Raw genomic sequence first — 13,249 nt, 5'->3', positions numbered from 1 at the left:
TGATATCACGCATCGCGAACCCAGCCCCTTGCCTGCGCGAACTCCGCGAATCGCCGACGGATAGTGAGCACTTGGCGCGCTGTGAGACTGCTGGAGGCGTCTAACAGGATCTCGGTGATCTCTAAAGCGAACTCTTCGGCTCCGAGCGTCGTCACGCCTGCCGCCGCCCGGACGGGTCGTGGCGCAGGCGCAGCGGCGGGATGCGGCTCCTCCTCGGCTTCGTCCGCCGCAGCAGCCACGGGCAGCTCGCCGTCGCCCTGGTGCACCAGACGGACATTGACCGCCTTCAAGCCCCTTCCGCCGCGTTCGACCTCGAACTCCAGCACCGCGCCCGGACGCAGCATCCGCTCGTCGACGATCGCCTCTTCGAAGTCGTTGACGTGGATGAACACGTCTTCGCCGCCCGCGTCCGGCGCCACGAACCCAAATCCGCGCACCGCGTCGAAATGCACCAATTTGCCGCTGGACATGATGACCACCGCTCTCCTGCCCCAGGGTCGGGGCTCCAACCTCTCACCGCGCCCAGCAAGAGGCGCAGACACGATTCTATGCGGCACGCGACGAGCCCGCACACCACCCGCCACAAGGGCAACACCCCCCTGTTCTCGCGGAACGAGGAGGAGTCCGCAAACGGGTCCGGGCTACAGCCCCGACGGGTCCAGCCGTTCCAGGAGGAACCTGCCGACCTGGTCGAGCGCCACGCGCTGCTGCGACATCGTGTCCCGCTCGCGGATCGTGACAGCCTGGTCTTCAAGCGTCTCGAAGTCCACGGTGATGCAGAACGGCGTGCCGATCTCGTCCTGCCGCCGATAGCGCCGCCCGATGGCCTGGGTCTCGTCGTAGTCGATGTTCCACCGCTTGCGCAGCCGGGCGGCGAGGTCTTTGGCCTTCGCCACGAGCTCGCCGTCCTTTTGCAGCGGCAGCACGGCGGCCTTCACCGGCGCGAGGCGCGGATCGAGGCGCAGCACCGTCCGCGTGTCCACCCCGCCCTTCGTGTTCGGGGCCTCGTCCTCCGAGTACGCGTCGACGAGGAAGGCCATGAGCGAGCGGGTGAGGCCTGCCGCAGGCTCGATGACGTACGGCGTGTACCGGCGGTTCTCGGCCTGGTCGTAGTAGGAGAGGTCGACGCCGGAGTGCTTGCCGTGCGTGGTGAGGTCGAAGTCGGTGCGGTTCGCCACCCCTTCGAGCTCGCCCCACTCCGAGCCCTGGAACCGGAACCGGTACTCGATGTCCACCGTGCGGTCCGAGTAGTGCGAGAGCTTCTCTTTCGGGTGCTCGTACAGCCGCAGGTTGTCCCGGTCGACGCCGAGGTCGACGTACCACTGCAGGCGGGTGTCGATCCAATGCTGGTGCCATTCGGCCGCGGTCTGGGGCTCGACGAAGAACTCCATCTCCATCTGCTCGAACTCGCGGGTGCGGAAGATGAAGTTGCCGGGGGTGATCTCGTTGCGGAAGCTCTTGCCGATCTGCGCGATGCCGAACGGCGGCTTGCGCCGGGCGGTGGTGACGACGTTCGCGAAGTTCACGAAGATGCCTTGCGCGGTCTCCGGGCGCAGGTAGTGCAGGCCCTCCTCGGTCTCGATCGGCCCGAGGTGGGTCTTGAGCATCATGTTGAAGTCGCGCGGCTCGGTCCACTTCCCCTTGGTGCCGCAGTCCGGGCACACGATCTCCGTCATCTGGACCGAGTCCGGGTCGTCGAGCCCTTTCTTCGCCGCGTACGCCTCCTGCATGTGGTCCTGGCGGTGCCGCTTGTGGCAGTTGAGGCACTCCACCAGCGGGTCGTTGAACACCTCGACGTGGCCGGAGGCCACCCACACCTGCCTCGGCAGGATGATCGAGGAGTCCAGCCCCACCACGTCCTCGCGCGAGGTGACCACGGACTGCCACCACTGGCGCTTGATGTTCTCTTTGAGCTCGACTCCGAGCGGGCCGTAGTCCCAGGCCGACTTCGTGCCGCCGTAGATCTCGCCGCACGGGTAGACCAGACCACGTCGTTTGGCGAGGTTCGCGACCGCGTCGACAACGCTGCCCTTCTGGGAAGAAGCCACTCTCGTCCTATCTCCTTGCATTCTTAACGTGCCCCGCTATGGCGCACCCCGCCGCTCGAAGGATTCTGCCACACGTCGCGGAACCGGCTAAGCTGAAGGCGCCGCCCAACAGCAGCGGAGCGGCTCAGGCAACGACTCAGGAGGAGAGACCAGGCTATGCGAGTGGATGATCAGCCGCTGGCCGGATCCGCCCTCCTCGGAGGCGCCGCCGATCCGGTCGACACGGAGCCCCATGACGACAGCGAGCCGCACACCAGCCGCCGCGTGCCGCCCGGCGCGAGCCCGCTGCCGGACAAAACCACGCTCGCCACGGCTGGCGACATCCTTCGCGCCCTCGCCGCCCCGGTCCGCATCGCCATCGTGCTCCGCCTGCGCTCCGCCCCGCATTGCGTCCACGAGCTGGTCGACGCGCTCGGCCTGCCGCAGCCGCTGGTGAGCCAGCACCTGCGCGTGCTGCGCGAGCAGCGGATCGTCGCCGTGGAGCGGTCCGGCCGCGAGGCGATGTACCGGCTGGCGGACCACCACCTCGCCGAGATCGTCGTCGCCGCGGTCAGCCACGCCGAAGAAGGCGGGCTGTGACCGCAGCCGAAGCGCCCGCCCGCCGCCAAGGCCGGTCCACCTCCCAGCGCGCGGCCGTCACCGCGCTCTTGAACGAGGTCGGAGAGTTCCGCTCCGCCCAGAATCTGCACTCGCAGCTGGTGGACCGGGGCGCCCAGGTGAGCCTCACGACGGTGTACCGGACGCTCGCCACGCTCGCCTCTGAGGAAGCCGTCGACGTGGTCCTCACCGCGCACGGCGAGACCTTGTACCGCAAATGCTCCACCGGGCACCACCACCATCTCGTCTGCCGTGGCTGCGGGCGGACCGTGGAGGTCTCCGGGGAAGGAGTCGAGGCGTGGGCGGCCCAGATCGCCGCCCAGCACGGGTTCTCGAACGTGAGCCATGTGGTCGAGGTTTTCGGCGACTGCTCGGACTGCCGCTAAGGCCTGCTGCCACTAGGATCATGGGCGTGAACACACAGAGGGACCACGCCTCGCCTCGCCGCCGTGTCGTGATCATCGGTTCTGGCTTCGGCGGCCTGGCCGCCGCCAAGCACTTGCGGCACGCCGATGTCGATGTGACCTTGATCAGCAAGACCACGCACCACTTGTTCCAGCCGATGCTGTACCAGGTCGCGACCGGGATCATCGCCGAGGGCGAGATCGCCCCGACGACCCGGGTCGTCCTTGCCGAGCAGCGCAACGCCACCGTGCTCGTCGGCGAGGTCGTCGAGATCGATCTGGCCGCCCAGAAGGTGCGCTCGCACTTCCTCGGCAGGACAACGACCACCGGGTTCGACAGCCTGGTCGTCGCGGCGGGCGCGGAGCAGTCGTATTTCGGGAACGACCAGTTCGCCGAGTTCGCGCCGGGCATGAAGACCATCGACGACGCGCTGGAGATCCGGGCGCGGATCCTCGGCGCGTTCGAACAGGCGGAGCTGTCGGAGGATCCGCAAGAGATCGAGAAGCTGCTGACCTTTGTCGTCGTCGGCGGCGGCCCCACCGGCGTCGAGCTGGCCGGGCAGATCGCGGAGATGGTCCGAGGCACGCTCAAAGGCGCGTACCGGAGGGTGGACCCCGCTGTCGCGCGGGTCGTCCTCGTCGACGGCTCGGCCTCGCTCTTGCAGGCGTTCGGGCAGAGCCTCGGCGAGAAGGCCGCGCGCCGCCTCGAAGAGCTCGGCGTCCAGCTCCTGCTCAACAGGCGGGTTGTGCATGTGGACGCGGACAGCGTGACTGTCCACGCGAAGGACGGCACGGACGAGGTCCTCCCCAGCTTCTGCAAGGTGTGGTCCGCAGGGGTCGCGGCGAGCCCGCTCGGCGGCCAGCTCGCCGAGCAGAGCGGCGTCAAGCTCGACCACTCCGGCAGAGTCGAAGTGGGCCCGGACCTCTCGCTCCCCGGCCACCCCGACGTCTTCGTCGTCGGCGACATGATGGCGGTGCCCGGAGTCTGCGGCGTGGCCCAAGGGGCGATCCAAGGCGGGGCCTACGCGGCGAAAGCCATCAAGGCCGGGCTCGCAGGCGCCGACCCCGCGAGCCGCAAGCCGTTCCGCTACTGGGACAAGGGCTCGATGGCGGCGGTGAGCCGCTTCTACGCGGTCGTCAAGGTCGGGAAGGTCGAGTTCGGCGGGCTCCTCGCCTGGCTGGCCTGGCTGGGGCTGCACCTCGTCTACCTCGTCGGGTACCGCAACCGCGTGGCCACCCTGTGGGAATGGGCCGTCACCTTCTTCTCGGAGCGGCGCGGGCAGCTGGTCGTCACCGTCCAACAGGGCGTGGCGCGCACCGAGCTGAAGAACTTGCGGCACAAGCTCGCCGAGCTTGAGAAGGCCGCCGCCCCGCCGACCGCCTGAAATTCGTTATTCGAGAGCCCGCGATGTGTGTACTGTGGCCGCCATGGACACAACGCTGGTGGCCAAAGGCCTCAAAGCCGCGTTCGGGGCGCGCGAGCTGTTCTCTGATCTCGACCTCGTCGTCGCGCCTGGCGACGTCGTCGGCCTCGTCGGGGTCAACGGCGCGGGGAAATCGACCCTGCTGGAAATCTTGGCGGGCCGGGCGCGCCCGCAGGCTGGAACCGTGGCCGCCCACCCGAGCTCCGCGCTGATCGGCTACCTCACGCAAACCCATGAGCGGGACGAGGCCCTGACCGTCCGCGAGTTCCTGCTCCAGCGCGCCGGGGTCGGGCCCGCCCAAGAGGCGCTCGACGCGGCCGCCGAGCAGCTCGCCGAAGACCCGGAGAGCGGCGACCACTACGCCGACTGCCTCGACCGCTGGCTCCGCCTCGGCGGCGCCGACGCCGACGCGCGCCTGGAAACCGTCGCCGCAGAGCTGGGCTTCCAATCGTTGCTCGACCTCCCCACGAGCGCGCTCTCCGGCGGCCAGGCCGCAAGGACCGGGCTCGCCGCGCTCATGCTCAGCCGTTACGACGTCTATCTGCTCGACGAGCCGACCAACGACCTCGACTTGGACGGGATCGAACGGCTCGAGGCCTTCGTCTCGGATCTGCGAGCGGGCGTGGTGCTGGTCAGCCACGACCGCGAGTTCTTGGCCCGCACGGTCACCCGAGTGCTCGAACTGGACCTCGCCCAGCGCACGACCAAGGAGTACAGCGGCGGCTACGAGGCGTATTTGCGGGAGCGCGAAACAGTCCGCAGGCATGCGCGGGAGCAGTACGAGGAGTACGCGGACACGAAGGCGGGTTTGGAGGAGCGCGCCCGGACCCAGCGCAACTGGATGGAGCACGGGGTCCGCAACGCCCGCCGCAAAGCGACCGACAACGACAAGTTCGTGAAGAATTTCCGGGCGGACTCCACGGAGAAACAAGCCTCGAAGGTCAGCCAGAGCATGCGCGCCATCGAGCGGCTCGAAGTGGTCGAGGAGCCGCGCAAGGAATGGGAGCTGCGCTATTCCATCGCTGTCGCGCCCCGCTCCGGCAACGTCGTCGCCTCGTTGCGCGGCGCGGTCGTGCGCCGGGGCGAGTTCACGCTCGGCCCGGTCGACCTGCAAGTCGACTGGGCCGACCGTATTGCGATCACCGGGGCGAACGGCTCGGGCAAGTCCACCTTGCTCGCCGCCCTGCTCGGCCGCACGCCGGTGGACGAGGGCGAGGCCCATCTCGGCTCCGGCACTGTCGTCGGCGAGATCGACCAGCCCCGCGAGGCGCTCAGCTCCCCCGAGCCGCTCATCGAGGTCGTCGGCGCGATCCTGCCCGATCTGCCAACAGCGGACCTGCGCACTCTGTTGGCGAAGTTCGGGCTTTCCGCCGCGCACGTGCTCCGCCCTGCCGCGACCCTCTCCCCCGGCGAGCGGACCCGCGCCGAGCTCGCGCTCATGCAGGCGCGGGGGGTGAACCTCCTCGTCTTGGACGAGCCGACCAACCATCTGGACCTCCCGGCCATCGAGCAGCTCGAGTCGGCGCTCGACTCCTACACGGGCACGCTCCTTCTGGTCACCCACGACCGGCGCATGCTCGACGCTGTACGGGTGAACCGGCGCGTCGAGGTGGCTGGCGGGAAGGTCGTCGACCGACTGGTCTAGCCGCCGGGAGAGCACAACCGTCGCACCACGCCTCGCCCCAGCCGAAATCGTGATCCCCGACACGGGCATTTCTCTATGAGGTATGATATACAAGATATCCAAATGTGGCCCACGTCCCAGGCGTGCCAACGCGAGCAACGGGCTCGCGAGCCTGCCTGCGGCAGTCCGAAAAGGAGCAGCAATGCCAGAAACGCGATCTCGGGACTGGGACGCCATCGTGATCGGCTCGGGCTTGAGCGGGATATCCGCTGCGGCGCATCTCGCGGCCTGCGGGAAATCGGTCCTCGTCCTTGAGCAATACCAGGTGATCGGCGGTAGCTCTCACGTGTTCCGCCGTGAGCGCAAATGGGGGTGGGACGTCGGCGTGCACCACATGGGCGACTGCGGCCCCGGCGGGATCTTGCCTGCGCTGTTCCAGAGCCTCGGGGCAGATGGCAGGGTCGAATTCCTCGAACTGGACCCCAAGGCGTTCGAGACGTACCAGCTTCCCGATGTGTCCTTCGCCCCGCCCCGAGGCTGGCAGGAGTACGAAAACCGATTGATCGAGACTTTCCCCGACGAAACGGCGGCGATCAAGAAATTCGTCCCGCTCCTGCGCAAGGCAGGCTCCTTCGACCGCGACCGCGGACCGTCCTCGCTCCTGCGCTCGACGCTCGGCGTGCTCAAAACCGGATCGGCCGCGCGATGGCTCGCCTCAAGCTCGCAGGCGGTGTTCGATCATTTCGGGTTCTCCAAGAATCTGCAAATCGTCCTCTCTTCGCCGTTCGGCAGCATCGACTGCCCGCCGTCACGGCTCCCGTTCGGGATCTACGCCATCTTCCAGCGCATGTTCATCCACGGCGGGAGCTGGTATCCGAAAGGCGGCGGCCAGACCCTGTCGGCCCATCTCGCGGACGTCGTGCGCAGCTACGGGGGCGAGATCCGGGTGAACGCCTTCGTCGACAAGATCGTCATCGAGTCCGGGCGGGCCGCCGGGGTCAGGCTCCGCGACGGCACACACTATTCCGCCCCGGTGGTGGTCTCCGGCGCCGATATCAAGAAGACCATGCTCCAGATGGTCGGCGAGGAGCACATCTCGCGCCGATACGCGCGACGGATCGCGAAGTACAAGATGGCCACCCCCTTCTTCAACGCCTACATCGGACTCAACACAAACCTCGCCGACACTATGACGGCCCAAGACATCTTCGTGTACCCCACCGTTATCGGGTTTGACGAACTCGAACGAAGATTTGACCCGAAGGGCAAACCGCGCGCGGAGTGGCTGGACCTGCTCAGGCGGGAAGCGCCCGTGTACATCCACTCCTCGAACGTGAAAGACCGCGCCGGGACCCGGTACGCCCCCGCTGGGCACTCCGCGGTGGAGATCATGCTGCCGCTCCCGATGGACTACGCGAGCTGGGGCATCGCCGAAGAGGACTTCCGAGGCGCCGGATACCGCCGCTCCAGCGACTATCGCCAGCTCAAGGACGAGATCCTCGACATCCTGATCGAGAGGGCGGACTCGGCGATCCCGAACTTCGCCGACTCTGTCGTGTACAAGGAGTTGTCCACACCGGTCACCCAGGAGCGGTACACGAGGACGACGGAAGGGTCCGCATACGGGATCGAATTCAACCGGAAACAGGCCGGACCGCTCCGGCCAGGGGTCCGCACGCCAGTCAAAGGCCTGTTTCTGTGCGGCTCGAGCACCTCGTGGGGGCCGGGGACGGAGGCCGCCCTCGTCAGCGGGCGCTGGGCCGCCAGCGCCATCGTCGGCAGAGACCTGCAAAAAGAGGCCTCGTCCGGAGCCCGGCTCGTCGACCCTCGCGTTCTCACGCCGCTGGAGGACGGGTGGGACCCGCTGGAGCTCTCGCAGCGCGTCGCGGTCCAACATGGCCGAAGCGAAACCCGAAGGGCCGCGCTCGACGCCCTGGTCGACTGAGCCTCGCCGCCAGGCTCAGCTCGTGTAGTAGACCGTGATCGAAGGCCAGCTCGCTCCTTCGGGGCAGATCTCGTTGTGCAAGATCAGATCCTGCACCTCGATTGTTCCCATGCCGTCGAGCGTCGCGGCGACTCTGCGCAACAGATCCGGGACGCTCTCCTGGCCGGGCCCCGCCGGATTGGACTGCGAGAAATGCTTGACGGTGTATTCCTCCAAGATGTCTCCCTTCCTGGGCGCCAGCCATTCCAATTGCGGCGAAGCGCCCTGCAGAACCAGTGGGTTTCACACCGCGAGCGAACGGAGCGCAGGCAGCAGACGCTCGGCGAGGACTTCGACGTGCGGATCGAGCGAGCCGATCCGCAAGATCAAATGCCGCGCGCCCGCCTCCACATACCGCGCAAGCCAGTCCAGGCATTCCTGCGCCGAGCCGCCGCAGACGGCCTGAATGGCGGACATCGCGTCGAGCGGCTGCCGGTAGTACGCCCGCATATAGCCGTCGAGCTGCTCGGCGGCAGCCTGCTTGTCGTCGTTGATGTTCACCGTGGCGTAGAGCGCAGGCGTGATCTCCCGGCTCGCCCGCTCCGATATCCGCTCCCATGCTCGGGCATACGCCCCAGAGTCCGGCAGGTACGGCAGCCAGCCGTCGTAGCGTCCCGCGACCCGTTCGACCACCGTCTGGGAGTCCCCGCCCGCAAGCCATACAGGAGGCCCGCCCCTGCGGGCGGGCGGCAGAGCGCCGCCAAGGTCCTCGATCGAGAACAAATCTCCGCTGAAGCTCTGCCTGCCGCCCCATGCCGCCCGCCAAAGATCCACGGTCTCGTCGAGCCGCTTCCCCCGCCCGGCGAACGGAACCGACACGGCTTCGAACTCCTTCCGGCTTTCTGGCACAGGAGAGCCGAAGGCTACGCCGAGCACAAGCCGGCCGCTGGACAATTGGTCGACAGTGGCGGCTTGCGCGGCGCCGAGCAGCGGCGCGCGCAATGGCGCGATGAGCGCCGCCGTGCCCATCTCGACCCGCTCCGTCACAGCAGCCACCGACGCGAGGACGGACAACGGCTCCGCACGGGTGCGGGCCAGGAGCGAATCGCCGACCCAGACCGAGTCGAAACCCGCCTGCTCCGCCTCGGCCGCGAACCTGACGACTCCTGGCGCGTCATGCGTGCCGGTCATGGCCGTCTCACGGCTTGGCAGCAACAATCCCACTTTCAACGCCATGCCGTCACCGTACACTGCGCCTGCATTCCGGCAGGTGGCTCAGAAATTACGCCTTGCCGAAGCGGCGGTTGCGCCGCGCGTACTCCTCGCACGCCGCCCAAAGGTCGCGGCGGTCGATGTCGGGGAACAGCTTGTCCTGCACCACGAGCTCCGCGTACGCGGACTGCCACAGCAAGAAGTTCGACACCCGCATCTCCCCGGACGGGCGCAGCATGAGGTCCACGTCCGGCATGTCCGGCACGTAGAGGAACTTCCGCAGCCCCTCTTCGGTGAGCCGGTCCGGATTGAGCTTCCCCGCTTTCGCGAGCGCCCCGACCTGGGCGGCGGCGTCGGCGAGCTCGGCCCGCGCGCCGTAGTTCACGCACATCACGAGGTTCATCTTCGTGTTGCGCTTGGTCAGCTCCATGGCGGACTCGAGCTCGGAGACGACGCTGCGCCAGAGCCTCGGCCGCCTGCCCGCCCACCGGATGCGCACCCCGAGCTCGTGCATCTCGTCGCGGCGGCGGCGGATCACGTCCCGGTTGAACCCCATGAGGAACTTGACCTCGCTCGGGCTGCGCGACCAGTTCTCCGTGGAGAACGCGTACGCGGAGAGCCACTGGACTCCGACCTCAAGCGAGCCGTGCACGAGGTCCATGAGCACCGCCTCGCCCCGCTTGTGCCCCTCCGTTCGGGGCAGGCCGCGTTGCTGCGCCCAACGGCCGTTGCCGTCCATGATGAGCGCGACGTGCTTGGGCACGGCTCCGGACGGCAGCTGCGGGGCGCGGGCGCCGGACGGATGCGGGTCTGGCGCGCGGCTCATGAGGCCTCCGCCAAGCCCTCCACGAGGGAAAGGGTCCGCAGTTGGTGCTCCATATGGCATTGCAAGTGCGCGGCGGTCAAACCGCCCGCCTGCGCCCGCGCGGACGACGAGGCCGTGACCGCGTCGTCCCAGCGGCCTTCGGCGAGCGCGGCCATGAGGTCGAGCACCCCGAGGCCCGGCGTGCTCGAACCGGGGGGACGGCACAAGGGGCACACGGCTCCGCCCGCGCGGGGATGAAAAGCCCGGTGCGGCCCTTCGGCCCCGCATCGGGCGCAGTCCAGCAGGGCGGGCATCCATCCCGCGTGGCCCATCGCGCGGAGGAAGAAGGCGGCAAGGATCAGGTCGCGGGGCTTCTCCCCTTTGCGCAGCGCGGCCAGCGCGCCCCGGGTGAGCGTGTGCAAGTCCTGCGCGGGGGCGCCTTGCGGGCCCGCGAGCAGGGTCGCCGTCTCCAGGATGGCGCAGCCGGTGGTGTACTTCCCGTAGTCCGCCGTGATGTCTTCGCTGTTCGCGTCGAGGGTCACGGCCTGCGTGATGACATCGAGGCTGCGGCCTTGGTACAGCTGCACGTCGACGCAGCTGAACGGCTCGAGGCGGGCCCCGAATTTCGACCGGGTGCGACGGACGCCTTTCGCCACAGCGCGGACCAGCCCGTTCTCCCGCGTGAGCAGGGTGACGATCCGGTCGGCCTCGCCGAGTTGATGGTTGCGCAGCACCACGCCGACGTCCCGGTACGACTTCACCGGGCGATTCTCACACTCCAGACCGACAAATCTTGGGAAGCGCCGCCGCGCCGGGCCATTTCTCCCGCAGCCGCCACATATGCCACACATACCCCTCAGGGGTATATATGCTATCGTGTCCCCATGCTCAGCCCCTCGCGAAAACCGATGACCCGACGCGACTTCGTCTCGACTGTCTCGGGGGGCCTCGCCGCGCTCGCCGTCGCGAGCACGGCCGCCTGCGGCAAGCCCGCCCCGGCTTCGGGCCTCGCCGAAGCCATTGCCAAGGCCGAGCGCACCCGTCCGCACACCGGCCGGGTCGTCGCCGCGAACCTTGTCGCGGGCCCCGCGCAGGTCGACCTCGGCGGCCTCGCCGTGGACACCCTCGCCTACAGCGGCGGGCTGCCCGGCCCCCTGCTCCGCGCGAATGCGGGCGACGAGATCACCGTGACCCTGGCCAACCGGCTCGACCATGCCACCTCGATCCATTGGCACGGGCTCGCCCTGCGCAACGACATGGACGGCGCGGCGTCCGCGACCGCCGATATCGCCCCCGGCCAGACCTTCACCTATCGGTTCTCGGCGCCGAACCCCGGCACGTATTGGGCGCATCCGCACACCGGGGTCGACGCCGACTACGGCCTGTACTTCCCGGTGGTCATCGACGATCCGGCCGAGCCGGGCGCGTACGACGCGGAGTGGATCGTCGTCCTCGACGATTGGACCGACGGCGTCGGCAAGAGCCCGAAGCAGGTCTGGGAGGACTTGCGCATGATGGCCATGCCCGATATGCCGGGGATGGACATGTCCCACATGGACATGCCGGGCATGGGCGGGATGCGCAGCGACCTCCTCGGCGGCGACGCGGGCGATGTCGCCTACCCCTACTACCTCGTCAACGGGCGCATCCCCGCCGCGCCGAGCACGTTCTCGGCCAAGTCCGGCCAGCGGGTGCGCATCCGGCTGGTCAACGCGGGGTCGGACACCGCTTTCCGCGTCGCGCTCGCGGGCCACCGGATGACCGTCACGCACACCGACGGCTTCCCGGTGCGCCCGGTCGAGGTGGACGCGCTGCTCCTCGGCATGGGCGAGCGCTACGACGTGGTCGTCACCGCCCAAGACGGCGTGTTCCCGCTCGTCGCAGCGGCGGAAGGCAAGCAAGCACAAGGCAATCCCGCCCTCGCGCGGGCGGTCCTCACCACGGGGGCAGGATCGGCCCCTGCTGCGGATTTCCGCCCGCCGGAGCTCGACAGGCAGATCGGCACGGTGGAGCAGTTCACCGCTGCCGAAGCCGTGCAGCTGCCCGCGGCCAAGCCCGACACGACGCTCTCGGTCGATCTCAGCGGCTCGATGATGAAGTACGACTGGGCGATCAACGGCGCGCGCTATCCGGACATGCGGTCGCTCAAGGTCCGCCAGGGCCAGCACGCGACGCTGGTCTTCGACAACCAGACGACGATGTGGCACCCCATGCACCTGCACGGGCACACCTTCCAGGTCATCCGGCAGGACGGCTCCCCAGGGCCTCGCAAAGACACCGTCGTCGTCCTGCCCGGCCAGAAGCTCTCCGCCCGCCTCGTCGCGGACAACCCCGGCGACTGGATGCTGCACTGCCACAACACCTACCACCAAGAAGCAGGCATGATGACCCGGCTCGACTACGAGGTCTGAGCCGCGCCCGGCGTAGGATCAGGCCATGGCCCGAGCGCTTGTCGTCGTCGACGTGCAGAACGATTTCTGCGAGGGCGGGGCGTTGGCCGTGTCCGGCGGCGCCGCCGTCGCCTCGGGACTCGCCGAACTGCTGCGTTCCGGCTCCCCCGCCCGCGCCGGATACGGCTTCGTCGTCGCCACCAGGGATTGGCATATCGACCCAGGGCCGCATTTCTCCGACGAGCCGGATTATGTCGACTCCTGGCCGCCGCACTGCCGGGCGGAGAGCCTCGGGGCGCAGCTGCGCCCCGAACTCGCCGACGTGCGGTTCGACGCGGTCTTCGACAAGGGCCACCACAGCGCGGCCTACTCGGGCTTCGAGGGCGTCGGCCCCTCCGGCGCGAAGCTCGGCGACTGGCTGCGCGAGCGGAGCGTCGACTCGGTCGACGTGGTCGGGATCGCCACCGATTTCTGTGTGGCCGCCACCGCCCGCGACGCGGCCGAGGCCGGTTTCACGGCTCGCGTGCTCCTCGCGCACTGCGCCGCCGTCCGACCGGACGGCGGCGCGGCTGCGAAACAGCGGCTGGAGCCCGCAGGCGTCGTGTTCGCTTGACCACCGCGCGAACGGGTGTACCATGGCGGAGGAAGGGCCTGGAGGCCAGTGTTGCCGCACCGACCCCCAGGTTGAACGGCTACTCCCCGCTCTTCGTGATCACGCGGATAATCACCATCGTGAACACGAGAACGAGCGAAGTCGCCGCCAAGATGAGGAGTCCTTCCAGAACGTTGATCATCTTGTTCTCCCTTCACTCAGCTCAGCC

General features: G+C 68.5%; 13 protein-coding genes. 7 read left to right on the top strand and 6 right to left on the bottom strand.

The features are described from left to right. Positions 1 to 5: 5 nt before the first annotated feature. Complete coding sequence (locus ACRC20_RS09035) at positions 6 to 470, bottom strand: cold-shock protein (protein ID WP_438686029.1); 465 nt, start codon at positions 468 to 470, stop codon at positions 6 to 8. Between the two features lie 171 nt (positions 471 to 641). Further along, positions 642 to 2,069 carry a glycine--tRNA ligase gene (locus ACRC20_RS09030; protein WP_438686028.1) on the bottom strand — a complete coding sequence of 476 codons (1,428 nt, stop codon included), beginning with the start codon at positions 2,067 to 2,069 and terminating at the stop codon, positions 642 to 644. Between the two features lie 135 nt (positions 2,070 to 2,204). Between ACRC20_RS09030 and ACRC20_RS09025 the strand changes: the two genes are divergently transcribed. From ACRC20_RS09025 to ACRC20_RS09005, 5 genes are all read left to right on the top strand, one after another. Next, positions 2,205 to 2,627: an ArsR/SmtB family transcription factor gene (locus tag ACRC20_RS09025; protein ID WP_438686027.1), complete on the top strand. Its 423-nt coding sequence runs from the start codon at positions 2,205 to 2,207 to the stop codon at positions 2,625 to 2,627. Further along, on the top strand, positions 2,624 to 3,031 hold the full coding sequence (locus ACRC20_RS09020) for a Fur family transcriptional regulator (protein WP_438686026.1): 408 nt from the start codon (positions 2,624 to 2,626) through the stop codon (positions 3,029 to 3,031). The genes ACRC20_RS09025 and ACRC20_RS09020 overlap by 4 nt, the downstream gene beginning before the upstream one ends. A gap of 20 nt (positions 3,032 to 3,051) precedes the next feature. Continuing rightward, positions 3,052 to 4,434, top strand: coding sequence for an NAD(P)/FAD-dependent oxidoreductase (locus ACRC20_RS09015; RefSeq protein ID WP_438686025.1), 1,383 nt, complete (start codon positions 3,052 to 3,054; stop codon positions 4,432 to 4,434). Positions 4,435 to 4,477: 43 nt separating this feature from the next. Then, complete coding sequence (locus ACRC20_RS09010) at positions 4,478 to 6,118, top strand: ABC-F family ATP-binding cassette domain-containing protein (RefSeq protein ID WP_438686024.1); 1,641 nt, start codon at positions 4,478 to 4,480, stop codon at positions 6,116 to 6,118. Between the two features lie 181 nt (positions 6,119 to 6,299). After that, a complete protein-coding gene (locus ACRC20_RS09005; protein WP_438686023.1) occupies positions 6,300 to 8,042 on the top strand; it encodes a phytoene desaturase family protein in 1,743 nt (580 codons plus the stop codon). Between the two features lie 15 nt (positions 8,043 to 8,057). Here the strand turns inward: ACRC20_RS09005 and ACRC20_RS09000 are convergent, their stop codons facing one another. The 4 genes from ACRC20_RS09000 to recO form a co-directional block, all read right to left on the bottom strand. Further along, entirely contained in the window at positions 8,058 to 8,258 is a 201-nt protein-coding gene (locus ACRC20_RS09000) for a hypothetical protein (RefSeq protein WP_438686022.1), read from the bottom strand. A gap of 66 nt (positions 8,259 to 8,324) precedes the next feature. Continuing rightward, positions 8,325 to 9,257, bottom strand: coding sequence for an LLM class flavin-dependent oxidoreductase (locus tag ACRC20_RS08995; protein ID WP_438686021.1), 933 nt, complete (start codon positions 9,255 to 9,257; stop codon positions 8,325 to 8,327). Positions 9,258 to 9,303: 46 nt separating this feature from the next. Beyond that, positions 9,304 to 10,119, bottom strand: a complete 816-nt coding sequence (locus ACRC20_RS08990) for an isoprenyl transferase (RefSeq protein WP_438686020.1) — start codon at positions 10,117 to 10,119, stop codon at positions 9,304 to 9,306. After that, complete coding sequence (recO, locus tag ACRC20_RS08985; RefSeq protein WP_438686019.1) at positions 10,056 to 10,799, bottom strand: DNA repair protein RecO; 744 nt, start codon at positions 10,797 to 10,799, stop codon at positions 10,056 to 10,058. Before recO ends, ACRC20_RS08990 begins: the two co-directional genes overlap by 64 nt. Positions 10,800 to 10,922: 123 nt before the next feature. On the opposite strand from recO, the gene ACRC20_RS08980 reads away from it, so the two are divergent. Then, positions 10,923 to 12,449: a multicopper oxidase family protein gene (locus ACRC20_RS08980; protein ID WP_438686018.1), complete on the top strand. Its 1,527-nt coding sequence runs from the start codon at positions 10,923 to 10,925 to the stop codon at positions 12,447 to 12,449. A 25-nt stretch (positions 12,450 to 12,474) separates the two neighbouring features. Next, complete coding sequence (locus tag ACRC20_RS08975; RefSeq protein ID WP_438686017.1) at positions 12,475 to 13,041, top strand: isochorismatase family protein; 567 nt, start codon at positions 12,475 to 12,477, stop codon at positions 13,039 to 13,041. Positions 13,042 to 13,249: the final 208 nt, after the last annotated feature.

Source organism: Segniliparus sp. (genome assembly GCF_051660745.1).
Classification (GTDB): Bacteria; Actinomycetota; Actinomycetes; order Mycobacteriales; family Mycobacteriaceae; genus Segniliparus.
Note: the sequence above shows the minus strand (reverse complement) of the source record. Positions and strands in the feature narration are given on the sequence as shown.

Coding starts and splice junctions, on each gene's coding strand:
- ACRC20_RS09035 (WP_438686029.1), bottom strand. CDS start 470: ATGTCCAGCGGCAAATTGGTGCATTTCGACGCGGTGCGCGGATTTGGG.
- ACRC20_RS09030 (WP_438686028.1), bottom strand. CDS start 2,069: ATGCAAGGAGATAGGACGAGAGTGGCTTCTTCCCAGAAGGGCAGCGTT.
- ACRC20_RS09025 (WP_438686027.1), top strand. CDS start 2,205: ATGCGAGTGGATGATCAGCCGCTGGCCGGATCCGCCCTCCTCGGAGGC.
- ACRC20_RS09015 (WP_438686025.1), top strand. CDS start 3,052: ATGGGCGTGAACACACAGAGGGACCACGCCTCGCCTCGCCGCCGTGTC.
- ACRC20_RS09010 (WP_438686024.1), top strand. CDS start 4,478: ATGGACACAACGCTGGTGGCCAAAGGCCTCAAAGCCGCGTTCGGGGCG.
- ACRC20_RS09005 (WP_438686023.1), top strand. CDS start 6,300: ATGCCAGAAACGCGATCTCGGGACTGGGACGCCATCGTGATCGGCTCG.
- ACRC20_RS08995 (WP_438686021.1), bottom strand. CDS start 9,257: ATGGCGTTGAAAGTGGGATTGTTGCTGCCAAGCCGTGAGACGGCCATG.
- ACRC20_RS08990 (WP_438686020.1), bottom strand. CDS start 10,119: ATGCCATATGGAGCACCAACTGCGGACCCTTTCCCTCGTGGAGGGCTT.
- ACRC20_RS08980 (WP_438686018.1), top strand. CDS start 10,923: ATGCTCAGCCCCTCGCGAAAACCGATGACCCGACGCGACTTCGTCTCG.
- ACRC20_RS08975 (WP_438686017.1), top strand. CDS start 12,475: ATGGCCCGAGCGCTTGTCGTCGTCGACGTGCAGAACGATTTCTGCGAG.